Below are 23,953 nucleotides of genomic sequence, written 5' to 3' on the forward strand. Positions count from 1 at the left end.
CACCGCAAGACCGGAGCACCGGAAGACCGGCGCACCGCAAGACCGGAGCACCGGAGCACCGGAGCACCGGAGCGCCGGAAGACCGGAGCACCGGAAGACCGGAGCACCGCAAGACCGGAGAAGAGGACCCGCCTGCCATGCCCCGCACCAAGAACGCCGGACGCCAGAGCGCCCGGCGCCGCGTCAACCCGCTCGACGCCGCCGGCATCACCTGCATCGACTACAAGGACACCGACCTGCTGCGGAAGTTCATCTCCGACCGAGGGAAGATCCGCAGCCGCCGGGTCACCCACGTGACCCTTCGACAGCAGCGCCGGATCGCCCGGGCCGTCAAGAACGCCCGCGAGATGGCCTTGCTGCCCTACGGCTCCCGGTAGCCGGTCCGGCGCCGACGCGGCCCCCGCGGCCCCTGCGGGCCCGCACCGCCCTGCGGGGCGGTCGCCGATTGCCGTGGGAGTCCGCCGCCCTGGCGCCGGCGCCGTCCCGTCACGCCCGTCGGCCGGGTGCTCGACGGCGTCCGGCCGACGGAGGGCCACCTGCGGCCCAGTGCCTACAGCGGAGTGACGTAGGCCCCGGCGATGCCGCCGTCGACGAGGAAGTCGGTGGCGTTGACGAAGGAGGAGTCGTCACTGGCGAGGAACGCGACCGCGGCGGCGATCTCCTCGGCCTCGGCGAACCGGCCGGCCGGGATGTGCACCAGGCGGCGCGCCGCCCGCTCGGGGTCCTTGGCGAACAGCTCCTGCAGCAGCGGGGTGTTCACCGGGCCCGGGCAGAGCGCGTTGACGCGGATGCCCTCGCGGGCGAACTGCACACCGAGTTCACGGGACATGGCGAGGACGCCGCCCTTGGAGGCGGTGTAGGAGATCTGGCTGGTGGCCGCGCCCATGACGGCGACGAACGACGCGGTGTTGATGACGGAGCCCCGGCCCTGGCGCCGCATGTACGGCAGGGCGGCCTTGCAGCACAGGTAGACCGAGGTGAGGTTGACCTCCTGTACGCGCTTCCACGCCTCCAGGCCGGTCTCCAGGATGGAGTCGTCGTCGGGGGGCGAGATGCCTGCGTTGTTGAAGGCGATGTCGACGGAGCCGTAGGTGTCGTGGGCGACCTTGAACAGGTTCTCCACCTCCTCCTGGTCGGTGACGTCGACCCGGACGAAGGTCCCGCCGACCTCCTCGGCGGCGGCCTTCCCGGCCGCCTCGTCGATGTCGCCGCAGACCACGTGGGCACCCTCGGCGGCGAGACGGCGGGCGGCGGCGAGGCCGATGCCGCTGCCGGCACCGGTGATGACGGCGGTACGGCCGACCAGGCGTCGGCAGATGTTCTCGCGGGCGGTGTCGGTCATGTGGGCTCAGGCCTCCGTGCTGATGAAGACGTTCTTGGTTTCGGTGAAGGCGGTCAGGGCGTCGGGGCCCAGCTCCCGGCCGAGGCCGGACTGGCCGTAGCCGCCGAACGGGGTCCAGTAGCGGACGCTGGAGTGGGAGTTGACGGACAGGTTGCCCGCCCGGACCGCGCGGGAGGCGCGCAGGGCGCGGCCGACGTCGCGGGTCCACAGGGAGCCGGAGAGGCCGTAGGGGGTGGCGTTGGCGAGCCGGATCGCGTCCGCCTCGTCGTCGAAGGGCAGGACCACGGCCACCGGGCCGAAGACCTCCTCGACGGCGCACGGCGCGTCCTCCGCGACCCCGGTCAGCAGGGTCGGCGGGAACCAGAAGCCGGGCCCCCCGGGCGCCTTGCCGCGGATCGCCTCGGCGTCGTCGGGGACGTAGGCGCGGACCCGCTCCAGCTGGGCGCGGGAGATCAACGGGCCCATCTGGGTGCGCTCGTCGAGCGGGTCACCGACCACGACCTCCGCCACGGCGGGCGCGAGCAGCTCCAGGAAACGGTCGTACACGCCGCGCTGCACCAGGATGCGGGTCCGGGCGCAGCAGTCCTGGCCGCTGTTGTCGAGGAAGGACATGGGGGCGGCGGCCGCCGCGGCCTCCAGGTCGGCGTCGGCGAAGACGATGTTGGGGCTCTTGCCGCCGAGTTCGAGGGTGACCCGCTTCACCTGGCCGGCCGCCCTGGCCATGATCTCCTTGCCGACCCGGGTGGAACCGGTGAAGACGACCTTGGCGACGCCCGGGTGCTCGACGAGGGCGGAGCCGGCCACCCGCCCCTCGCCGGGCAGGACCTGGAAGAGGTGCTCGGGCAGCCCTGCCTCCAGGGCGAGTTCCGCCAGCCGCACCGCGGTGAGGGGTGTGGTCTCGGCGGGCTTGAGGACGACGGCGTTGCCGGCGGCGAGCGCGGGCGCCGCCGCCCAGGCGGCGATCGGCATGGGGAAGTTCCACGGGGCGATGACGCCGACCACCCCGAGCGGTTCGAGGATCGTGATGTCCAGGCCGCCGGGCACCGGGATCTGGCGCCCGGTCAGGCGCTCCGCCCCGCCGGCCGCGTAGTCGAGCAGGTCGCGGACGTTGCCCGCCTCCCAGCGGGCGTTGCCGAGGGTGTGGCCCGCCTCGCGGACCTCCAGCAGGGCGAGCTCCTCGATGTGGGCGTCCACGACGGAGGCGAAGCGGCGCAGTGCCCGGGCCCGGTCGGCGGGCGCGGCGGCGGCCCAGGAGCGCTGCGCGGCCCCGGCGCGGACCACGGCCGCGTCCACGTCGGCCGGGGTGGCGGCCGGGACGGTCGCGACGACCTCCTCGGTCGCCGGGTTCAGTACCTGGAGCAGGGTGCGTTCCAAGGGACGGTCCTCACATGCGTTCGAAGGAGCGGCGCAGCTCCCAGTCGGTGACGGCGGCGTCGTAGGCGTCGAGTTCGACACGGGCCATGTTGCGGTAGTGGGCGACCACCTCGGGCCCGAAGGCGGCCTTCGCGATCTCGCTGTTCTCCCACAGCTCGGCGGCCTCCCGCAGGGTGGTGGGGACGTGCGCGTAGTCGCCGGTGTAGGCGTTGCCGGTACAGGCGGCCGGCAGTTCGAGGCGCTGCTCGACGCCGTACAGGCCGGCGGCGACGAGTCCGGCGACCGCCAGGTACGGGTTGACGTCGCCGCCCGGCAGCCGGTTCTCGAACCGGGTGGACCGGCCGTGGCCGACGACCCGCAGCGCGCAGGTGCGGTTGTCGTGGCCCCAGGCCACGGCGGTCGGTGCGAAGGAGCCCGGCTGGAACCGCTTGTACGAGTTGATGTGGGGGGCGTACAGCAGCGAGAAGTCCCGCAGCGCCGCGAGTTGTCCGGCCAGGAAGTGCCGCATCACGTCCGACATCCCGTCCGGACCGTCCCCGGCCATCGCGTTGCGTCCCTCGGCGTCCTGCAGCGAGAGGTGGATGTGGCAGGAGTTGCCCTCGCGCTCGTTGTACTTCGCCATGAACGTGAGGGAGCAGCCCTCCTGCGCGGCGATCTCCTTCGCGCCCGTCTTGTACACGGCGTGCTGGTCGCAGGTGACCAGCGCCTCGTCGTAGCGGAAGGCGATCTCGTGCTGGCCGGGGTTGCACTCGCCCTTGGCGGACTCCACGGTGAGCCCGGCGCCCGCCATCTCGTTGCGGATGCGGCGCAGCAGGGGTTCGATCCGGCCGGTTCCCAGCACCGAGTAGTCGATGTTGTACTGGTTGGCCGGCGTCAGGCCCCGGTATCCGGCGTCCCAGGCCTGCTCGTAGGTGTCCCGGAAGACGATGAACTCCAGCTCCGTGCCGACATGGGCGGTGAAGCCGTGGGCGGCGAGGCGGTCCAGCTGGCGGCGCAGGATCTGCCGGGGTGCGGCGACCACGGGGGTGCCGTCGCTCCACGCGAGGTCGGCCGTCACCATGGCGGTGGCGTCGTTCCACGGGACGCGGCGCAGCGTGGACAGGTCGGGGTGCATGGCGAAGTCGCCGTAGCCGCGTTCCCAGGAGGACATCTCGTAGCCGTCGACGGTGTTCATCTCGGTGTCGACGGCCAGCAGGTAGTTGCAGCCCTCGGTGCCGTGGTCGAGCACCTCGGCGAGGAAGAACGGTGCGGCGAACCGCTTGCCCTGCAGCCGTCCCTGCATGTCGGGGAAGGCCAGGATCACGGTGTCGATCTCACCGCTCGCGACGAGCGTGCGGAGCTCGTCGACGGAGAGCGGGGGTGTGCGGTCTGCCACGGGATTTCTCCTCCTTCGGCCTGCCGGGAGCCATAAGGTATTGGGAAAGACCATTGCTTGGGAAGGGGAAACGAGAAGGTGGCCACATCGAGTGATCCGGCGGACCGGTTGACACCCGTGCTGCGCCCGGTGCGGGCGGGCAACGGCTTCGAGGAGGCCCTGGAGCAGATCCTGCAGGTCGTGAGGCTGGGCCTGGTGCCGGGCGGGGAGCGCCTGCCGGCCGAGCGGGAGCTCGCCGACCGGATGGGCATCAGCCGGGTGACGCTGCGCGAGGTCCTCAAGGTACTGCAGGACCAGGGCCTGGTGGAGAGCAGGCGCGGCCGCTACGGCGGCACGTTCGTCCGGGAGCGGCCGGGAACCGCAGGAGAGGCGGAGCTGCGCCGCCGGATCGCGGCCGTCGACATGGAGGACACGCTGCGCTTCCGCGAGGTCCTGGAGGTGGGCGCCGCGGGACTGTGCGCCGCCCACGGCCTGGACGACGGGGGCGCGCGGCGGCTGCGGGAAGCGCTCGCGGCCACCCAGGACGCCCCGCTCGGCGAGTACCGGCGCCAGGACACGCTGCTGCACCTCACCCTCGCCGAACTGTCCGGCTCACCGACGCTGACCGCGCAGTACGCGGCCGTCCGCGCCACCGTGAACGACCTGCTGGACTGCATTCCGCTGCTGGTCCGCAACCTGGAGCACTCCCAGCATCAGCACGCCGCGCTCGTGGAGGCCGTCCTGGAGGGCGACGCCGACGGGGCGCGCGAGGTGGCGCGCGAGCACTGCGCGGGGACGGCCGCCCTGCTGCGCGGCTTCCTGTCGTGACGGGTCGCGTCCGCGACCCCGGCGGCCGGGGCGCGCGGCCTTTTGAGCCGGGTGCGCGGCCCCCCGGGGCCGGGGTGCGCGGCCCGTTCCGGCCGGGTGCGCGTCACCCGAAAGTGACGCAGGGGGCTTGCGCTGCCGCTCGGCGGCCGCAAAGGTATGGCTCCAATCCATTGGGCCCGTAGCGGGGAGCTGAACGCTGCCATGACGCTGGACAACACCTCGGACACCACCTCCGACACGACAGGCCGGCCCGGCCCGGCCGACGACTACCTGGAACGGCGCACGCTGCGCCGCGGCAGCGCGGGCTGGCTGCTGCTCACCGGACTCGGCGTCGCCTACGTCGTCTCCGGCGACTTCTCCGGCTGGAACATCGGCCTGTCCAAGGGCGGCTTCGGCGGACTCGCCGTCGCCATGGTCCTGATGGGGGCGATGTACGCCTGCCTCGTCTTCTCGCTCGCCGAGCTCTCCGCCATCCTGCCCACCGCCGGCGGCGGCTACGGCTTCGCCCGCCGGGCGCTCGGCCCGTGGGGCGGCTTCCTCACCGGCACCGCGATCCTCATCGAGTACGTGCTGGCACCCGCCGCCATCTCCATCTTCATCGGCGACTACGTCGAATCCCTGGGCCTGTTCGGCCTGGAGTCCGGCTGGCCCGTCTACCTCGCCTGCTTCGCCCTGTTCATCGGCATCCACCTGTGGGGCGTGGGCGAGGCCCTGCGCTTCAGCCTGATCGTCACCGCCGTCGCCGTCGCCGCCCTGCTGATCTTCGCCCTCGGCGCGCTCAGCGACTTCCACGTGGACGGCCTCAACGACATCCCCGTCGACACCTCCGCCGTCGGCGCGAACTCCTGGCTCCCCTTCGGGCTGCTCGGCATCTGGGCCGCGTTCCCGTTCGGCATGTGGTTCTTCCTCGGCGTCGAGGGTGTGCCGCTGGCCGCCGAGGAGGCCAAGGACCCGGTCCGCTCGATGCCCAGGGCCCTCGCGCTGTCCATGGGCGTCCTGGTGCTGCTCGCCGTGGTGACCTTCTTCGCCGCGACCGGCGCCCGGGGCTCCGCCGCCGTCCAGGAGGCCGGCAACCCCCTCGTGGTCGCCCTGCAGGGCGACGGCGAACCGACCGCGCTGAGCCGCTTCGTCAACTACGCCGGCCTCGCAGGCCTGGTCGCCTCCTTCTTCTCCCTCATCTACGCCGGCTCACGTCAGCTCTTCGCGCTCTCCCGGGCCGGCTACCTGCCCCGCTTCCTCTCCCTCACCAGCCGCCGCAAGTCGCCCTACCTGGGCCTGCTCATCCCCGGCGCGCTCGGCTTCGCCCTCGCCGCCGGCACCGGGGACGGGGCCCGGATGCTGAACATCGCGGTGTTCGGCGCCACCATCTCCTACGCCCTGATGGCGCTCTCCCACATCGTGCTGCGCCGCCGGGAACCCCACCTCGCCCGCCCGTACCGCACTCCCGGCGGCGTGGCGACCTCCTCCGCCGCCCTCGTGCTCGCCCTCTCCGCGCTGGTGGCGACGTTCCTGGTGGACAAGGACGCCGCGTTCATCGCACTGGGGGTGTACGTGGTCGCGCTCGGCTACTTCGCCCTCTACAGCCGCCACCGCCTGGTCGCGAAGGCCCCGGAGGAGGAGTTCGCGGCGCTGGCCGCGGCCGAGGCCGAACTGGAACGCTGACCCCGGCCCCTGCGCGGGGCGGCGCGGACGCCCGCTCCCGGCGGCGGGCACCCGTACGCCCCCGCGGAGCCGGGGCCACGGCGTCCCCGCGGCACCTCGGGCCACCCGCGTCCGCGGCGCCCGGCCGTCACCCGCAGCCCGCCCCCACCCGCGCGGCGACCCGCGTCCGGCCCCGTATCCGTGTCCGGCCCCGCGCTCGTGTCCGGCCCCGCGCTCGGGTCGGTGCTCATACTCGTCCCCCGTACCTCTGTCCCTGTCCGACCTGTACCTGCTTGTACCTGCCCGTACCTGCCTGTATCAGCCTGTACCTGCTCGTACTTGCCCGTACTTGCCTGTACCTGCCCGTACTCGTGTCCGCACCCGTATCGGATTCCGGAGGATTCCGTGTCCAAGCCGCTCATCGGCGTGACGACCTACCTCGACCAGGCCCGCTGGGGCGTGTGGGACCTGCCGGCCGCGCTGCTGCCGGCCGCCTACCCCGAGCTGGTCCGGGCGAGCGGCGGTCTGGCGGTCATGCTGCCCCCGGACGCGCCGGGCGCGGCCGCCGACACGGTGGCCCGGCTCGACGCCCTGGTGATCGCGGGCGGCGCCGACGTCGAGCCGGCCCGGTACGGTGCCGCCCCCGACCCCCGGACCGGCCCGCCCGCGGCCGCCCGGGACGCCTGGGAGCTGGCCCTGATCCGCGCCGCCCTGGACGCCGGCACGCCGCTGCTCGGCATCTGCCGGGGGATGCAGCTGCTGAACGTCGCCCTCGGCGGCACCCTGGTCCAGCACCTCGACGGCCACACCGAGGCCGTCGGCGTCATGGGCAGCCATCCGGTCACCGCGGTGCCCGGCACCCGGTACGCCGCCCTGGTGCCGGAGGAGGCCGCCGTCCCCACCTACCACCACCAGTGCGTGGACGTCCTCGGTGAGGGCCTCGTCGCCTCCGCCCACGCCACCGACGGCACGGTCGAGGCCGTGGAACTCCCCGCTCCGGCCTGGGTCCTCGGCGTCCAGTGGCATCCGGAGATGGGGGAGGACCTGCGGGTGATGCGGGGTCTGGTGGAGGCGGCGGCGACGACGCGGCCGTAACTCCCGAACTCCCGACACGGTTTTCGGTCGCGGTCTTCGGCCGCGGTCTTCGGCCGCGGGGTCCGGCGGCGGTGTCCGGCCGCGGCCCGGACGGAGTCGCGCGGCATGGCCGGGGGACGGGACCGGCAGGACGTCGGCGCGTGTCGTCGGCCATGCCGGGGCCCTCCGCCTGTGCTACGGTTTCGGTGTTGCAGTTGTGGTACCCATGAAACTTATGTGCGCCCGACGGGAATGTTTCTCCCTCGGGCGCATCTGTTTTCCGGATCTCCGGATGGGGCCTCTGCCTACAGAAGGAGATTGCCATGGCACAGGGAACCGTGAAGTGGTTCAACGCCGAAAAGGGTTTCGGCTTCATCCAGCAGGACGGCGGCGGCCCCGACGTCTTCGCCCACTACTCGAACATCGCCACGCAGGGCTTCCGTGAGCTGCTGGAAGGCCAGCGGGTCACCTTCGACGTCACGCAGGGCCAGAAGGGCCCGCAGGCGGAGAACATCGTCCCCGCCTGATCGCCGGACGCGAATCCGCTCACCGGGGTCCGCACCGTCATGGTGCGGACCCCGGTTTGTGCTGTTTCCGAGCTGTTCCCAGAAAGGCAGACCCCCTGCATGTCCCGCAGATCCCAGAAGCCGAACCGGCGCGCCTCGTCACCCCCGTCGTCCGTGCCCGCGCCGAGGGAATTCCGGCTGCCGGAGAACACGACACCCGCACTCCCCGCAGTCGAGGACTTCGCCGCCCTGGACATGCCCGCGGGGCTGCTCAAGACGCTCACCGCGCAGGGCGTGACCACGCCCTTCCCCATCCAGGCCGCCACGCTGCCCAACTCGCTCGCCGGCCGTGACGTGCTGGGCCGGGGACGTACGGGCTCCGGCAAGACCCTCGCCTTCGGGCTGGCGCTCCTGGCCCGCACGGCCGGACTGCGGGCGAGGCCCAAGGCGCCGCTCGCCCTTGTGCTCGTGCCCACCCGGGAGCTCGCCCAGCAGGTGACCGAGGCGCTGACCCCCTACGCGGCGGCGGTCGACCTCCGGCTGGCCACCGTGGTCGGCGGACTCTCCCTCACCAGGCAGGCCGACGCGCTGCGGCGCGGCGCGGAAGTGGTCGTGGGCAGCCCCGGCAGGCTCAACGACCTCGTCGACCGCGGGGACTGCGTGCTGGACGACGTACGCATCACGGTGCTCGACGAGGCCGACCAGATGACCGACATGGGCTTCCTGCCGCAGATCACCAGGCTCATCGAGCACGTACGGCGCGACGGTCAGCGGATGCTCTTCTCGGCCACCCTCGACCGCAACATCGACCGCCTGGTGCAGCGGTATCTCACCGATCCCGTGGTGCACTCCGTGGACCCGTCCGCCGGAGCGGTGACCACGATGGAGCACCACGTGCTCCATGTGCCGGACGAGACCGACAAGAAGGCCGTCGTCACGCGCATCGCGGCCCGGGACGGCCGGGTCATCCTCTTCCTCGACACCAAGAGGTCCGCCGACCGGCTCGCCAAGCGGCTGCTGGCGGCCGGTGTCCGGTCGGCCGCCCTGCACGGGGGACGTTCCCAGCCGCAGCGGAACCGGACCCTGGAGCAGTTCAAGAACGGGCAGGTCACCGCCCTGGTCGCGACGAACGTCGCGGCGCGGGGGATACACATCGACGACCTCGACCTCGTCGTGAACGTCGATCCCCCCACCGACCACAAGGACTACCTCCACCGGGGCGGCCGCACGGCCCGCGCCGGCGGCTCCGGCAGTGTGGTGACACTGGTGCTGCCCGACCAGAAACGGGACGTCACCCGGCTGATGTCGGACGCCGGCATCCGCCCCCGCACGTCCCGCGTCACGTCGAGCTCGGCGGAGCTGGCCGTCATCACCGGTGCCCGCGAGCCGTCCGGCGTGGCCGTCACCATCGAGGTCCCCCAGCCGGCGGCACCGGCGGCGTCCCGCCCGCCCCGGAAGTCCGACGGCAAGCCCGGACGGCGGTCCGGCCGGCGACGCCGTCCCGGCGGCGGCGAACCGGTGGCTGACGCTCCCGCCAGGTCGGGGGGCCGCAACCCCGACCGCCGGGCCGCGGCAGGGGCCGCGGCGTCCGGCGACGCGGCAGGAACCGGAGGACGCGGCTCCGGCCGTCGGGCGCGATCCGGCGGGTCGGCGGGCAGGGCCGCCGGAGCGGGCGCGCGCGGCGCCGACCGCCGCGGCGGACGGCGCGGCTCCGCCGGCCGCGCCGCACCGGACGGGGCCCGCCCCGGTGACGAGTCCTCGTAGCCGGACACAGGCCCGGACACGAGCCCGGACACGAGCCCGGGACCCGGTCGCGCGGCGGGGGGAGCCGTCCTCCGCTGCGGGGGAAGCACGGCGGTGACGGCGGTGCGGGGAAGCGGCCGCCCTCCGTGCGACCGTCCCCTGCCCGCCGGGGTCGCCGACGCGCTGCGGGCGGTCGCGGCCGCCCGCCCACGAGCGGACCGGACCCGGTCGCCGGACGGCCCCACGGATCGGCCCCGTCGCCCTCCCGCGCGCGAACGCCGGCCCTCGCCGGTGGCCGGGTCGGTCCCCGTGTCGCTGTCGCCCTCCCGCGCGCGAACGCCGGCCGCGCGTGGCACGTTGGGGTGAGAGCGGCATCCTCAGGAAGCGGTGGCGAATCATGCGAGCTCATCTCGGCGATCAACTTGTTGTCGAAAGCCCGGCCACCGGGGCCACCAGGCGCGATGGCGAGATCGTGGGGCTCCACCACGAGGACGGTACGCCGCCCTACGACGTGCGCTGGTCGGACACCGACGAGGTGTCGCTGGTCTTTCCCGGGCCCGACGCGCACATCCGGCACCTTGGGCGGGAACCGGAGACGCACCCGTCCTCCGGTCGGGGCCCGGCGGCGGAGGGGCGCCCCGGCGGCGCCGGCGCCGACGTGCCGGAGCCCGGAGAGGCCGCGCCCGCACCCGGGGACCTCGGCCGCCGTGTCGCCGCCGCGCGCGCCCGGCAGGGCCTCACCCGCGCCGAGACGGCCCGCCGTGCCGGAGTGGCGCCGCAGTACCTGGCGTACCTGGAGGAGCAGTCGGCCGACCCCAGCATGGCGAGCCTGATCAGCCTGGCCGCCGCACTGGGAACCAGCGTCTCCGAGCTGCGCGGCGGAGCCGTCGATCTCGCGCCCGGCCAGAGCGCGGCACTGCTGCACCCCGAGATGCGGAGCCTCGGCCCCGACGAGTGCCGCGCGCTGCTGTCCACCCACGGTGTGGGGCGGGTCGCGGTGACCACCCCGGACGGCCCGGCCGTGGTCCCGGTCAACTACGAGGTCGTCGACGAGGAGATCGCCTTCCGGACCGCACCCGGTTCGGTCCCGGCGCTGGCCGCGGGAACGGAGGTCGCCTTCGAGGTCGACCACGTGGACGGGGTGCTGAGCCAGGGCTGGAGCGTGCTGGCCGTCGGACCGGCACGCGCCGTCACCGAGCCCGACGCCCTGCGGACACTGACCGACCGCGCCCACACCACCCCGTGGGCGGGCGGCGAGCGCGACATGTGGGTGATGATCGAGCCGAGCCGCCTCACCGGACGCCTGATCCGCCCTGCCGAGGAGCAACCGGGCGAGTCGTGAGGCGTACGGCGGCGGACGGCCCGGGAGACAGGCGGTGGCCGGACCGCCCGTGAGCAGTGACCGGACGGTCCGCGGAGCGGCGCGGCAGGGGCGGGCCGGACGGCGCGCTCCCCCGCCGTCCGGGGCCGTGCGCCGCCGCCGCGGCCGCCTCCCCGCGGACACCTCTCTCCCCGCCGCTACTGCGTCGGGGTGACGTCGACGTACCGGCCCGCGTGTCGCGCTCCGGCTGCCCCCGTACCCCTGCCCCGGGCGGAACGATGACCGGGGAACGGTCCGGCCACACGCATGGGAGAGCAGCAACCTGTGAGCACCCTCAACGAACCTGGGAGCGCAGGCCCGGTAGAGGACGCGTACGAGAACGAACTGCCCGTCCGGCGCCGGCACCCCGGCAAGGTCGTGGTGACGTGGCTGACCACCACCGACCACAAGACGATCGGCACGCTCTACCTGTCTACGTCGTTCGTGTTGTTCCTGGTCGGCGGCGTGATGGCGCTCGTGATGCGGGCCGAACTGGCCCGCCCGGGGACGCAGATCATCTCCAACGAGCAGTACAACCAGATGTTCACCATGCACGGCACGGTCATGCTGCTGATGTTCGCGACGCCGCTGTTCGCCGGCTTCGCCAACTGGATCATGCCGCTCCAGATCGGCGCGCCCGACGTGGCGTTCCCACGGCTGAACATGTTCGCCTACTGGCTCTACCTGTTCGGCTCGCTGATCGCCCTCGCCGGCTTCCTCACCCCGGACGGCTCCGCCAGCTTCGGCTGGTTCGCCTACTCCCCGCTGTCCGACTTCGTCCGCTCGCCCGGGGTCGGCGCAGACCTGTGGATCATGGGGCTGGTCTTCTCCGGCTTCGGCACCATCCTCGGCTCGGTCAACTTCATCACCACGGTCATCTGCATGCGCGCGCCGGGCATGACGATGTTCCGGATGCCGATCTTCGTCTGGAACGTGCTGCTGACCGGTGTCCTGGTCCTGCTGGCCTTCCCGGTGCTGGCGGCCGCCCTGCTGGCCCTGGAGGCGGACCGCAAGTTCGGCGCCCACGTCTTCGACGCGGCCAACGGCGGTGCCCTGCTGTGGCAGCACCTCTTCTGGTTCTTCGGCCACCCGGAGGTGTACATCATCGCGCTGCCGTTCTTCGGCGTCGTCAGCGAGATCATCCCGGTCTTCTCCCGCAAGCCGATGTTCGGCTACACCGGCCTGATCGCCGCGACCATCTCGATCTCCGGCCTCTCGGTGACGGTGTGGGCGCACCACATGTACGTCACGGGCGGCGTGCTCCTGCCGTTCTTCTCCTTCATGTCCTTCCTCATCGCGGTGCCGACCGGAGTGAAGTTCTTCAACTGGATCGGCACCATGTGGAAGGGCTCGCTGTCGTTCGAGACACCGATGCTGTGGTCCGCCGGCTTCCTCGTGACGTTCCTCTTCGGCGGGCTGACCGGTGTCATCCTGGCCTCGCCGCCGATGGACTTCCACGTCTCCGACTCGTACTTCGTCGTCGCGCACTTCCACTACGTGGTGTTCGGCACGGTCGTCTTCGCGATGTTCGCGGGCTTCCACTTCTGGTGGCCGAAGTGGTTCGGCCGGATGCTGGACGAGCGCCTCGGGAAGATGACCTTCTGGACGCTGTTCGTCGGCTTCCACACCACGTTCCTGGTCCAGCACTGGCTGGGCGTCGAGGGCATGCCGCGCCGCTACGCCGACTACCTCGCGGCGGACGGGTTCACCACCCTGAACACCATCTCGACGATCGGTTCCTTCCTGCTCGGCCTGTCGATGCTGCCGTTCCTCTACAACGTGTGGAAGACGGCACGCTACGGAAAGCCCGTGGGTGTGGACGACCCGTGGGGCTACGGCCGCTCGCTGGAGTGGGTCACCTCCTGTCCGCCGCCGCGCCACAACTTCGAGACGCTGCCGGTGATCCGCAGCGAGTCCCCGGCGTTCGACCTGCACCACCCCGACACCGCGATGATCGAGGCCGAGGCCCGCGGGCAGCGGCACTGAGCAGCCGAGGGCGCATGTGAGCGAGCCACTCCCGCAGCACAGCCGAGCACAACTCGCCGCGGAGGCCGAGGGATACCTGCTCTGGCAGGCCAGGATCGCCGAGGCCGAACGACGGGCACGGGCGTTCCTGCTGCCCCTGGAGTGGCTCACCACGTCCCAGCGCCGGGAGATCCAGCAGCGTTACGTCGCGGACAGCCTCCAGTACGCGCGCAAGGACCTCGAACGCGTCGCCGCCCGGTGTCACTCGCTGCGGTCCGAGTACGAGAACCGCTACCGCAGGCTCCGCCTGCGCTGCGTCGGCCTGACGGTGACCGCATGCGCCGCGCTCGTCCTCGCCGGGCTCGCCCTCGCCACGGGGCCGGTCACCAGATGAGCCGGCGCGCACTCCGCTTGCCACCGGCGTGCCGGCCAGGGAGCCGTCCGAGTGGAGCGAGAGTGGAGCCGGCCCCCATCTGGGCTGCTCGGAACGGCCCCTGACGCAACCTCCGCCGTGAGCGGGCGCTGGGGCGGCGTGCAGCGTGCCCGACTGTGATCAAGGCAACTCCGCCCGCTCGGGGAATGGTTCGGCTTTGCCCGCTTTCCGTGATCGCCGAATCTTTACGAGGCAGCTACCTTCGCGTTGCGAAATGTTTGATCTGTGACGGGGGTGGTGCAGGGTGTGGTCTCGCGTGCGAGGCGTCAGCCGGGCGACGGGGGTGATGATCGCAGCCGGCCTGGCCATGAGTATGGTGCCGATCTCTGCTCATAACTGGTCGCCTGCAACGGAGTTGACTGCTGATCAGTCTGACGCGACGGCTCCTTCCGAGCGTGAGGCTCTGGTCGCGGCCCGGCGTTCCGGGCGGGCGGTGGAGGTCGCTTCCCTGCGGGGTGCGACCAGTGAGGTGTTTGCGACTCCGGAGGGGAATCTGGAGGCGCGGGAGTACCTGCGGCCGGTCCGGGCCCGGGTCGGCGGCGCGTGGAAGCGGATCGACACGGACCTGACGGAGACTGCGGACGGGGCGGTGGCCCCGAAGGTGGCCGCCGTCGAACTGGAGTTCTCCGGTGGCGGGAACACGCCCTTGGTGGCGATGACCAAGGCGGGCCGCAGGCTCGCACTGTCCTGGCCCGGTGAACTCCCGGCGCCGGACCTGGAGGGTTCGACCGCCACGTACCGCAATGTGCTTCCGGACGTGGATCTGCAGATGGGGGCGCAGCAGGACGGGTTCACTCAACTGCTCGTCGTCAAGTCGGCCGAGGCGGCGCAGAGCGACGAACTGTCCGAGCTGCGCATGAAGCTGGCTGCTGACGGCATGGACGTCCAGCAGACCCCCGAGGGCGGTCTGGAGGCTGTCGACGTCGGCGCCCGGGGCGCTGTGTTCGAAGCGCCGAAGCCGATGATGTGGGACTCCAGCACCGGGGCGTCCTCGACAGCGTCGAAGTCGCGCCTCCGGGCGGCGGCTGCGGACAGCCCCTCGGACGGGCCCGGATCCGGCGAGTCGGGCAGGAGGGCGCCGGTCGGTGTGGAGGTCCCGGCCGGGGACGACGAACTGGTGCTCACCCCCGACCAGGACCTGCTGAAGGGCAAGGACACCCGGTACCCGGTGTTCATCGACCCGCAGTGGTACGCGCCGCGTGCCGCGGCGTGGACGATGGCGTCCAAGTACTGGGCGTCGTCGCCGCAGTGGAAGTTCAACGGCGACGCAGACGCCGGCATGGGGTTCTGCAACTGGAGCTACTGCCGGCCGAACGACACCAAGCGACTCTTCTACCGGATCCCTGTGTCGGCGTTCGCCGGAAAGACCGTCCTGTCGGCGGAGTTCGTCGTACGCAACACCTGGTCCGCCTCGTGTTCGGCCCGCCATGTCGAACTGTGGGAGACGAAGGACATCTCCACCACCACGACCTGGAACTCACAGAACGCGTCGGGATTCTGGACGAAGAAGCTGGCGTCCGAGCCCTTCGCCTACGGCTACTCGGGCTGCAGTGCGGCCGACGCCGAGTTCGACGTGAAGCCGGCGGTGCAAGCGGCGGCCGACGACCGGGAACCCACGATGACGTTCGGGCTGCGGGCCGCCAGTGAGACCGACGGCTACGCGTGGAAGCGGTTCTCCGACAAGGCGTTCCTGCGTGTGACGTACAACCGCCCGCCGCCGCAGCCGAGACCCTGACCGCGTGGGCGCAGGCGGCCGCCCTGCCGAGTGAGGCCGTCGCCCTGGCCGGCGCGGAAGGCAGCAGCCGGAGCGCCTTCACCGTGCGGTTCGTGCCGGACGACGATGCCACGGGGAACCACCCCGGGCGCTGGCAACTGACCGTGGCGGACGGCAACGACACCAACGCCGCCGTCGTCGAGGTGGACAACGCCGAGTTCTACGACGTCCGCCAGTGGAACCACCTGGCCCTGGTCTACGACGGTTTCGCCAAGCAGGCCCGCCTCTATGTCAACGGCAACCTGAGCGAAGTGTCCTGCACGGACGCGGACGGCAACGGTGAAGCCGACGACCCCTCGTGCGAGGACGCGGTGCCCTGGTCGGAGAACGTGCTCGCGTTCAAGGCCTCCTCCCTGCAGATCGGCCGAGCCGGCTCCGGATCGGCGGCCGGCTCGTACTTCCCCGGCCTGGTGGACGACGTGTGGGCATTCCAAGGTGCACTGACGGACAGTCAGGTGGCAAAGCTGGCGTCCAGCTACTTCGACGTGCCGACCGAAGTCCCGAGTACGTGACCTGACGAGTGGGGGAGTTGGGGGGGCGCACCCCCGGACTCCGCCACTCCCCGGTCTCCCTCCATCTCCGTCACCTCCGTTGCCGCTCTCCCCGATTCATCTCTGTCACCGTCCCGCGCCTGACGGCCCAGTGCCGGGCGCCCGTTGATGAGGAGCAGATGCCCCATGTACGCCAGATCGCGCCCACGGCGCGCAACCGTCCTGCGGCGCATGGCGACCGCAAGGCGAAGAACAGCATCACTGGGGCGCAGAGTCGCTCTGGGTACGTCCGTCGTCATGGTCGCCACGCTGCTGCAGGCGACGGCGATCGCACCGGCCGCCGAAGCCGCCGGCAAGGGACGGCCCGCGGTGTCCGACCCGGACAAGCCCGTGACGGGCACGTCCGGCGCGAAGGTGAAGCCCCGCACGGTCGAGAAGGGCCCGCGCACCCCCAGGCAGGCACCGCACACGAAGTGGCCGCAAGAGGGTTCGGCCGTCGTCACGCTGAAGGAACCCGCCGCGCAGACCGGTCCGGCGGTCACGGCCAAGAACCTGCCCCTCCGGCTGAACACCCCGGCGAAGCGCACGAGGTCCGCGACCGGCGGCCGCATCAAGGCCGAGGTCATCGGCCACCGGGCGGCGGAGAAGGCAGGCGTCGAGGGTGTGCTGTTCACCCTTGAAGCCAGAGACAAGGCGTCGACGGGCACGGTGGGTGCCACCTTCGACTACGGGGACTTCGCCGAGGCGTTCGGTGGCGGCTACGCCTCCCGCCTCACCCTGGTGGAACTGCCCTCCTGCGCACTGGCCACTCCGCAGAAGGCGAAGTGCCGCACGGCCGCTCCGGTCGCCACGGAGAACGACACCGAGGCGCAGACCCTCACCGCCCGCAGCGTCTCCGTGCGCAGCAGCGCGCCCACCGTGCTGGCCGCGGTCGCCGAGGACGAGGGCAGGACGGGCGACTACAAGGCGAGCCCCCTGTCGGCGTCCGCGACGTGGAGCACCGGGCTCAACACCGGTGACTTCGGCTGGTCGTACAACATGCCGGCACCCGATGTGCCCGGTGGACTCGCTCCGCGCGTGGGCCTGTCGTACTCCTCCGGCCGGATCGACGGCCGCACCGGCAACACCAACAACCAGTCGTCGTGGGCCGGTGACGGGTTCGAGCTCTCACCCGGATTCATCGAGCGACGCTACAAGCCGTGTGCCGACGACGGGCAGAAGGCCGACGACGGCGTCAACAAGCCCGGCGACCTGTGCTGGGGCTACGACAACGCCTACCTGGCCTTCGACGGCAAGGGCGGTGAACTCGTCCCCACCGGGACCGCCGACGAGTACAGGCTGCAGAACGACGACGGCACCGTCGTCCGGCGTTTCCGCAACACGACGCTGGCCAACGGCGACAACGACGGCGAGTACTGGCGGGTGACCACCCCCGACGGCATCCGCTACTACTTCGGCTACAACCGCCCCTCCGGGTGGGCCGCAGGCAAGGACGAGACGAACTCGTCGTGGACCGTGCCCGTCTTCGGAGACGACGAGGGCGAGCCGTGCCACGGCAGCACCTTCGCCGCCTCATGGTGCCAGCAGACCTGGCGCTGGAACCTGGACGCCGTCATCGACACGCACGGCAACCGGATGACCTACTACTACGGCAAGGAGACCAACTCCTACGGCCGCAACCTGAAGGCGGCCGACGACACCCCGTACGTGCGCGGCGGATACCTCAAGCGCATCGAGTACGGACTGCGCGCCTTCTACGACAAGCCGCTCGCCAAGATGGAGTTCACCAACTCCGAACGCTGCATCCCCGACACCCGGACCACCTGCGGATCGATCTCCACGGACTCGTACTACTGGTACGACACGCCGTGGGACATGAACTGCGAGGCCGGTACCGACTGCGACAAGGGCCGCTTCGCACCGACGTTCTGGACCCGCAAGCGACTGACCGAGGTCACCGCTCAGGTCCTCGACGGGGAGGCCTACCACAAGGTCGACTCCTGGAAGCTGGCCCACCGCTGGGGCCAGGCCGACGTCGACTACCAGCTGCTGCTGGACTCCGTCCAGCACACCGGCCACGCGGCATCACCCTCCGTCACCCTCCCGAAGACCACCTTCGCCTACACCCAGCTGGAGAACCGGCTGGACAAGACCGGCGACGGCTACGCGCCCTTCGTCAAGGCACGTCTGTCCACGATCGCCGACGAGGCCGGCGGGCAGATCGACGTCAACTACTCGGCTCCGGCCTGCAACGCGGGTTCCCTGCCGAAGCCGGAGACCAACACCACCCGCTGCTTCCCCCAGCTGCTGGGCGGTTCGGACACCGAGGCGCCCGAACAGCACTGGTTCAACAAGTACGTGGTCACCTCGGTGACCGCCACCGACCGCACCGGCGGCGCGCCGGACGCGGTGACCGCCTACGAGTACCTCGACGGCGCGGCCTGGCACTACGACGACGATGACGGCCTGACCAAGGAGAAGAACAAGACCTGGTCGCAGTGGCGCGGCTACGGCCACGTCCGCGTCAAGACCGGCGGACAGGGCGGGGCCGCCGCCATGAAGACGCAGTCGGACAGCTACTTCCTGCGTGGCATGGAGGGCGACCGGCTGAACGAGAACGGCGGCACGAAGTCCGTCAGCGTCACCCTCGGCTCCGGCGAGGGCGACCCCATCACCGACCACGCGTCCGCGGCGGGCTTCGCCTACAAGTCCGTCACCTACTCCGGCCCGGGTGGCAGGATCCTCGGGAAGAGCGTCCAGCGGCCCTGGTACCACCAGACGGCGCAGAAGGTACGGGCCTGGGGCACGCTGACCGCCAACTTCACGGGCACCGCCGAGTCCCGGACATGGGTCTCGCTGGACGACGGAGCGGGCAGCAAGTGGCGTACCACCTCGGTCGCCACCACGTACGACACGGTCGCGGGCCGGGTCGTCCAGGTCGACGACCGGGGCGACACCTCCACGACGAGCGACGACCGCTGCACCCGTACCACCTACACCGCCAACACCGGCGCCAACCTCCTCAACCGGACCTCCCGGGTGGAGACCGTCGCGGTGTCCTGCGGCACCACTCCCGACCGGACCAAGCAGGTCATCTCCGACGTACGCAACGCGTACGACGGCGGCGCCTACGGCGCGGCACCCACCAAGGGCGACGTGACCGGTACGGCCACGCTCGTCCGGCACGACGGCGTCACCGGCACCTACCGGGAGTCCGGCACCACGTTCGACCTCTACGGCCGCTCACTGTCGGCCACCGACCTGACCGCGGACGTCACCGCCACCGAGAGCGGGACGCCGGTGCGCACCACGCGTACCGACGGCCTGACCAGCACCGTGGCCTACTCTCCGGGCTCCGGGTTCCCGACCACGGTCACCACCACGACACCCCGGGCCAAGGCGTCCGACGCCACCTCCGCACAGTCGACCGTCACCACCCTGGAGCCCCTGCGCGGCCTGCCCAGCCAGGAGCAGGACACCAACGGCAAGGTCACGAACCTCACCTATGACGCGCTCGGCCGCGCGGACAAGGTGTGGCTCCCCAACCGGAAGACCGGACAGACCCCGTCCTACGAGTTCGACTACTTCATCGAGGAGGGCGAACCGGCCGCCGTACGCAGCCTCACCCTCAACAACGGCGGCGCCCAGATCGCCTCGTACACCCTCTACGACGGTCTCCTCCGTGCCCGCCAGACCCAGAGCATCGGGCCTGACGGCGGACGGCTGACAGCCGACACGTTCTACGACGAACGCGGCCTCGTCAGCAAGGAGTTCGCTCCCTACTACACCACCGGCGCGCCCAACCGGAGCCTGTTCGAGCCCGCCGACGCCCTGAGCGTGGAGACGCAGATCCGGCACGTCTACGACGGGCTGAACCGCGAGACCACGACCCGGCAGATGGCCGGCAACGGTGACGGCGGCGCCGACCTCGGCACCACCACGACCCTCTACGCGGGCGACCGGACCACCGTGATCCCGCCGCCCGGCGGCACCGCCACCACCACCCTGACCGACGCCCGCGGGCAGGCCGTCGAACTGCGCCAGCACCACTCGCGCAGCGCGACCGCTCCCTACGACGCCACCACCTACAAGTACACCCCTGCAGGCAGGCTGTCCCGGGTCACCGACCCCGCGGGCAACAACTGGGAGTACGAGTACGACCTGCTCGGCAACCAGACCAAGGTCACCGACCCCGATCACGGCATCACCCTGAGCACGTACGACGAGCGCAACAGGCTCGTCACCACGAGGGATGCCGAGGACCGCGTCCTGTACCGGGTGTACGACCAGCTCGGCCGGCAGACCGAGCTGCGCGACGCCGGCGCCTCCGGCCCCCTGCGCGCGTCCTGGACGTACGACGCGATCTTCGGTGCCAAGGGGCAGCTGACCTCGGCCACCCGATATGTGAACGGCGCCGCGTACACGAGCCGGGTCACGATGTACGACCAGCTGTACCGGCCCATGCGCACCGCGGTGACGATCCCGTCGTCCGAGGGCGCCCTGGCCGGCACCTACCAGGCGAGCACCAGCTACCACATCTCCGGCCTGGTCGCGGGTGTCTCCTACTCGGCGGTCGGCTCGCTTCCCGGCGGTTCGTACTCCTACACCTACGACTCGGCCCTGCGGCCGGTGTCGCTCCTCGGTGACGGCTTCAAGTCCGAGACGACGTACTCCCTCACCGGAAAGCCGCTGCAGTACGCCTACGGGACCAGCGCGAGCGGCTCAAGGAAGACCTGGGTCACCAATACCTACGAGTGGGGCACCCAGCGCCTGTCCACCTCCCGCGTCGACCGGCAGGACGTCGCCGGAGTCGACCGGCACAGCACCTACGGCTACGACCAGACGGGCAACATCCTGTCGATCGCGGACGTCTCCCGCGACGGCACCGACACCCAGTGCTTCACCTACGACCACCTGCGCCGCCTGACCCAGGCGTGGACCGAAGGCGACACCAGCTGCTCGGCCACCCCCTCCGCGGGCGTACTGGGCGGCGTGGCGCCGTACTGGCACTCCTACGCCTACGACAAGGTCGGCAACCGCACCGCTGAGACCCGGCACGACCTCGGCGGCGACACCGCCAAGGACACCGAGCGGAGCTACGTCTACCCGCCGGCCGGCGGGCCGCAGCCTCACACGCTCACCGAGTTCAACGAGACCGGGCCCTCCGGCGCCTCGAAGACCAGCTACCGCTACGACCAGACCGGCAACACCACCGACCGCGTGATCCGCGGCACCACCCAGAAGCTGCTCTGGGACGCCGAGGGCCGCGTCAGCAAGGTCACCCAGCCCGTCGAGGGCAAGCCCGACGAGGTCACCGAGTACGTCTACGACACCGAGGGCAACCGGCTGATCGCCCGCGGACCGAACGAGACCACGCTCTACGTCGGCAACGCCGAGGTCGTACTGCCCAAGGGCGCCACCAAGACCAAGGCCACCCGGTACATCGACCTCGGCGACGGCAGCCAGGCGGTCCAGTCCGACGACGGCTCGATCACCGTCACCATCGCCGACCACCTCGGCACCGGCCAACTGGCGGTCAAGACGTCCGACCTGAGCCTGTCCCAGCGCCGCACCCTGCCGTTCGGCGGCACCCGCGGCAGCACGACCGGCGTCTGGCCGGGCACCAAGGGCTACGTCGGCGGCACCGACGACACCGCAACCACCGGCCTGACCCACCTCGGGGCCCGCGAGTACGACCCCGAGACCGGCAGATTCATATCCGTCGACCCGATCCTGGACCCCGCAGATCCTCAGCAGATCAACGGGTATTCCTACGCGAACAACAATCCGGTCGCCATGAGTGACCCGGATGGGCTCCGCCCCATCACCGAGTGCGAACTCGGATGCTACGAGGAAAGTTCTCATACGACCCGCCGGGATTGGATGACCCCGAATGGCGATGGCACTTGGAACTACCACTACAAAGTGACGAAATTTGTCCTGGACGCCGAGGGAGACGTCCACAGTACCTATACGATAGGTAGTGACCTGCCGTCAGCTGGGGAGGAGGTTGTTTTCAAAGAATACGACACGGAGTCACAAGAAAAGGCTCTCGCAGTCATTGGCTTCTTTCTGCCGAATATTCAGGAATGGAAGAAGTGCTGGGATGATGTCGGTGTAAACTCGCACTGTCTTTCCACTGTGGCTGACGTTCCTGCGGGGAAATGGCTGAAACTTGTTCCCGATTCAGTGAAGAAGAAGGGGCTTAAAGCCTTCAAGGACTGGCTGGACAAGTTCCGCAAGGGCTGCAAGAAGTGCTTCCTCGCCGGAACGGAAGTTCTGATGGCTGATGGCAGTTCGAAAGACATCGAAGATGTCGAGCCCGGAGACGAGGTTCTCGCAACCGACCCGGAGACCGGGGAAACTGGGCCTCGCGAAGTCACGAATCTGATCATCACCGAGGATGACAAGCACTTCAACGAACTTTCCATCGCCACCGAGAACGGCATAGAGAAGCTCACGGCAACCTACGAGCACCCCTTCTGGTCACCCTCAAAGCGTGACTGGGTCGATGCCAGTGATCTCCTCCCGGGGATGACGCTCCTCACCGATGACGGCGAAACGGTCATCGTCACAGGCAACCGCTCGTACACTCTGTACGCCACCACGTACAACCTCACGGTTGACGACCTGCACACGTACTATGTACTTGCTGGGCGGACGCCGGTCCTCGTTCACAATTCAGATTGGTGTACCCCTGAGGAACGCATCGAAGATGCTGCGGACATCGGTAACGGTCACGCGGGAAGCAAGCATGCCGGTGACTTTCCGGGACATTCGCCCAAGGATATTGGCGACCTCGCCCGGGACGTGATGCAGAATCCGGCCCGTACGAAATCGCTGGGCGGCGGGCGGAGAGCGTATCAGGGGAAGGACGGGTCCACGATCGTGATTCACGACCCGATGCATCCGGATGGCGGTACTATCTTCCGCCGAGATCCGACGACGATTGACGATTACTGGGACGGGTTGAACTGATGCCTGAAACTCCTGTAGCGGCGAGTGACCTGCTCACCGCGGACGAGGTCGCCTGGCTGCGGCGCGCACTCCTGGAATGGGGTGGTCCGGCTCGATGCGGCGATGAGCTCGCTGTTGGCATGGGGTTCGAAGGTGTGCAGGATCTGCTCGACCAATGCGGCAGGTTGCGTGCCGAACTCGGAGAAAGCGTTCCGATAGCCCCGGTCGATTGGGCGCGCGTATTGCTGGCCGTAGAGATTGTCTTCGTTAGCGATCTTGCTGGTTCGGGATGCGAATGGACGACAACCACAGGATTTAGCGACGAGTCGAGCATTCGGACTCTGCGTGCAATCCAGTTCAAGTTGGCCAGAGTGGTAAGACCGTACTTTGGCAAGCGGCCGAGTCTGTGAACTCTGCCCGATTCCGCAACCCTTTTGCTGGATAGCTGCAGCAAATTTGAAGCCCCGTCAGGTGCGTCCTGGCGGGGCTTCTGGGGTGGTTGACGGCAGTAGTTGACGGCAACGTCAGCGGACAGGGGCTCCGACGAGGGGTGGTTCGTCGCCGTCGTTGGGCTTGCCGGTGATCTCGGCGGGGTTTCGGAGCGCGTGGCCGAGGAGGTCGATGGCGTCGCGTTGGAGGCGGAGCCGGACGTGGGCGTAGACGGTGGCGGTGACGCCGATGTGGGCGTGGCCCAACAGCTCCTTGATCACGACGAGTTCCACTCCCTGCTCCAGGAGGAGGGTCGCCGCCGAGTGACGGAGATCGTGGAACCGGATGAGGCGGAGTCTGGCCTGGCGGAGCAGGTTGTTGAAGTGCCGGGTGAGGGTGGACCCCTCGACCGGAGCGCCGTCCGGGCGGGTGAAGACATATTGAGCCGAACTCTTCGGGTTTCTTCATGCGACGCTGCGACCTGCTCCGATGCCGCAACGGGCTCCGCAGAGCAAGAGTTTCGGATCAATAAGAGCGCTGCAGTGAGGTGAGCTTGATCGGTCGGCTCCGCGATTGACATCGGCTCAGCTGTGCGCCGCGGCGAGACGGTAGCTCACATCGACAGAGAGGTCGGCCGACCAGGGTCCTTCCGGAGACGGGGGCGGGAATGCGCCCGTGGTCG

At 70.4% G+C, this 23,953-nt stretch carries 14 protein-coding genes and 2 pseudogenes; 12 read left to right on the plus strand and 4 right to left on the minus strand.

The window, feature by feature from the left end; translation table 11 throughout:
• Nucleotides 1–137 precede the first annotated feature (137 nt).
• On the plus strand, nucleotides 138–377 hold the full coding sequence (gene rpsR / locus AC5K6T_RS14460; protein WP_493209001.1) for a 30S ribosomal protein S18: 240 nt from the start codon (nucleotides 138–140) through the stop codon (nucleotides 375–377).
• 173 nt (nucleotides 378–550) lie between these two features.
• Here the strand turns inward: rpsR and AC5K6T_RS14465 are convergent, their stop codons facing one another.
• Genes AC5K6T_RS14465 through AC5K6T_RS14475 form a run of 3 tightly spaced genes read right to left on the minus strand, consistent with a single transcriptional unit; the run spans nucleotide 551 to nucleotide 4,091 of the window.
• Nucleotides 551–1,342 carry a 3-oxoacyl-ACP reductase gene (locus AC5K6T_RS14465; protein ID WP_493209003.1) on the minus strand — a complete coding sequence of 264 codons (792 nt, stop codon included), beginning with the start codon at nucleotides 1,340–1,342 and terminating at the stop codon, nucleotides 551–553.
• 6 nt (nucleotides 1,343–1,348) lie between these two features.
• Nucleotides 1,349–2,716, minus strand: a complete 1,368-nt coding sequence (locus AC5K6T_RS14470; RefSeq protein WP_493209005.1) for an aldehyde dehydrogenase family protein — start codon at nucleotides 2,714–2,716, stop codon at nucleotides 1,349–1,351.
• Nucleotides 2,717–2,726: 10 nt separating this feature from the next.
• The gene (locus tag AC5K6T_RS14475) at nucleotides 2,727–4,091 is read right to left on the minus strand and encodes a glutamine synthetase family protein (protein ID WP_493209006.1); all 1,365 of its coding nucleotides are present in this window, start codon (nucleotides 4,089–4,091) and stop codon (nucleotides 2,727–2,729) included.
• Nucleotides 4,092–4,169: 78 nt separating this feature from the next.
• Between AC5K6T_RS14475 and AC5K6T_RS14480 the strand changes: the two genes are divergently transcribed.
• From AC5K6T_RS14480 to AC5K6T_RS14530, 11 genes and pseudogenes are all read left to right on the plus strand, one after another.
• Nucleotides 4,170–4,898, plus strand: coding sequence for a FadR/GntR family transcriptional regulator (locus AC5K6T_RS14480; protein ID WP_493209008.1), 729 nt, complete (start codon nucleotides 4,170–4,172; stop codon nucleotides 4,896–4,898).
• A 201-nt stretch (nucleotides 4,899–5,099) separates the two neighbouring features.
• Nucleotides 5,100–6,560, plus strand: a complete 1,461-nt coding sequence (eat, locus tag AC5K6T_RS14485; protein WP_493209009.1) for an ethanolamine permease — start codon at nucleotides 5,100–5,102, stop codon at nucleotides 6,558–6,560.
• 384 nt (nucleotides 6,561–6,944) lie between these two features.
• Nucleotides 6,945–7,634: a gamma-glutamyl-gamma-aminobutyrate hydrolase family protein gene (locus AC5K6T_RS14490; protein WP_493209010.1), complete on the plus strand. Its 690-nt coding sequence runs from the start codon at nucleotides 6,945–6,947 to the stop codon at nucleotides 7,632–7,634.
• Between the two features lie 302 nt (nucleotides 7,635–7,936).
• Complete coding sequence (locus AC5K6T_RS14495; RefSeq protein ID WP_493209012.1) at nucleotides 7,937–8,140, plus strand: cold-shock protein; 204 nt, start codon at nucleotides 7,937–7,939, stop codon at nucleotides 8,138–8,140.
• Nucleotides 8,141–8,239: 99 nt separating this feature from the next.
• Nucleotides 8,240–9,883, plus strand: a complete 1,644-nt coding sequence (locus AC5K6T_RS14500) for a DEAD/DEAH box helicase (protein WP_493209013.1) — start codon at nucleotides 8,240–8,242, stop codon at nucleotides 9,881–9,883.
• Nucleotides 9,884–10,259: 376 nt separating this feature from the next.
• Nucleotides 10,260–11,204 carry a DUF1918 domain-containing protein gene (locus tag AC5K6T_RS14505; protein WP_493209015.1) on the plus strand — a complete coding sequence of 315 codons (945 nt, stop codon included), beginning with the start codon at nucleotides 10,260–10,262 and terminating at the stop codon, nucleotides 11,202–11,204.
• Between the two features lie 303 nt (nucleotides 11,205–11,507).
• Nucleotides 11,508–13,208 carry an aa3-type cytochrome oxidase subunit I gene (gene ctaD / locus AC5K6T_RS14510; protein ID WP_493209017.1) on the plus strand — a complete coding sequence of 567 codons (1,701 nt, stop codon included), beginning with the start codon at nucleotides 11,508–11,510 and terminating at the stop codon, nucleotides 13,206–13,208.
• Between the two features lie 16 nt (nucleotides 13,209–13,224).
• Complete coding sequence (locus tag AC5K6T_RS14515; RefSeq protein WP_493209018.1) at nucleotides 13,225–13,581, plus strand: cytochrome C oxidase subunit I; 357 nt, start codon at nucleotides 13,225–13,227, stop codon at nucleotides 13,579–13,581.
• A 508-nt stretch (nucleotides 13,582–14,089) separates the two neighbouring features.
• Nucleotides 14,090–15,343: pseudogene (locus AC5K6T_RS14520) on the plus strand (DNRLRE domain-containing protein); the annotation flags it as partial.
• Nucleotides 15,283–15,906 carry a LamG domain-containing protein gene (locus tag AC5K6T_RS14525; protein WP_493209020.1) on the plus strand — a complete coding sequence of 208 codons (624 nt, stop codon included), beginning with the start codon at nucleotides 15,283–15,285 and terminating at the stop codon, nucleotides 15,904–15,906. The pseudogene AC5K6T_RS14520 and the gene AC5K6T_RS14525, both read left to right, overlap by 61 nt.
• Nucleotides 15,907–16,116: 210 nt before the next feature.
• The gene (locus tag AC5K6T_RS14530; protein WP_493209022.1) at nucleotides 16,117–22,863 is read left to right on the plus strand and encodes a polymorphic toxin-type HINT domain-containing protein; all 6,747 of its coding nucleotides are present in this window, start codon (nucleotides 16,117–16,119) and stop codon (nucleotides 22,861–22,863) included.
• Nucleotides 22,864–23,366: 503 nt separating this feature from the next.
• Here AC5K6T_RS14530 and AC5K6T_RS14535 read toward each other — a convergent pair.
• Nucleotides 23,367–23,714, minus strand: a pseudogene (locus AC5K6T_RS14535) (tyrosine-type recombinase/integrase); the annotation flags it as partial.
• Nucleotides 23,715–23,953: the final 239 nt, after the last annotated feature.

It is taken from the genome of Streptomyces sp. B8-7 (genome assembly GCF_058833805.1).

Excerpts from the sequence above, each read along its gene's own strand:
- rpsR (WP_493209001.1), top strand. The coding sequence starts at position 138 with ATGCCCCGCACCAAGAACGCCGGACGCCAGAGCGCCCGGCGCCGCGTC.
- AC5K6T_RS14465 (WP_493209003.1), bottom strand. The coding sequence starts at position 1,342 with ATGACCGACACCGCCCGCGAGAACATCTGCCGACGCCTGGTCGGCCGT.
- eat (WP_493209009.1), top strand. The coding sequence starts at position 5,100 with ATGACGCTGGACAACACCTCGGACACCACCTCCGACACGACAGGCCGG.
- AC5K6T_RS14495 (WP_493209012.1), top strand. The coding sequence starts at position 7,937 with ATGGCACAGGGAACCGTGAAGTGGTTCAACGCCGAAAAGGGTTTCGGC.
- AC5K6T_RS14500 (WP_493209013.1), top strand. The coding sequence starts at position 8,240 with ATGTCCCGCAGATCCCAGAAGCCGAACCGGCGCGCCTCGTCACCCCCG.
- AC5K6T_RS14505 (WP_493209015.1), top strand. The coding sequence starts at position 10,260 with ATGCGAGCTCATCTCGGCGATCAACTTGTTGTCGAAAGCCCGGCCACC.
- AC5K6T_RS14530 (WP_493209022.1), top strand. The coding sequence starts at position 16,117 with ATGGCGACCGCAAGGCGAAGAACAGCATCACTGGGGCGCAGAGTCGCT.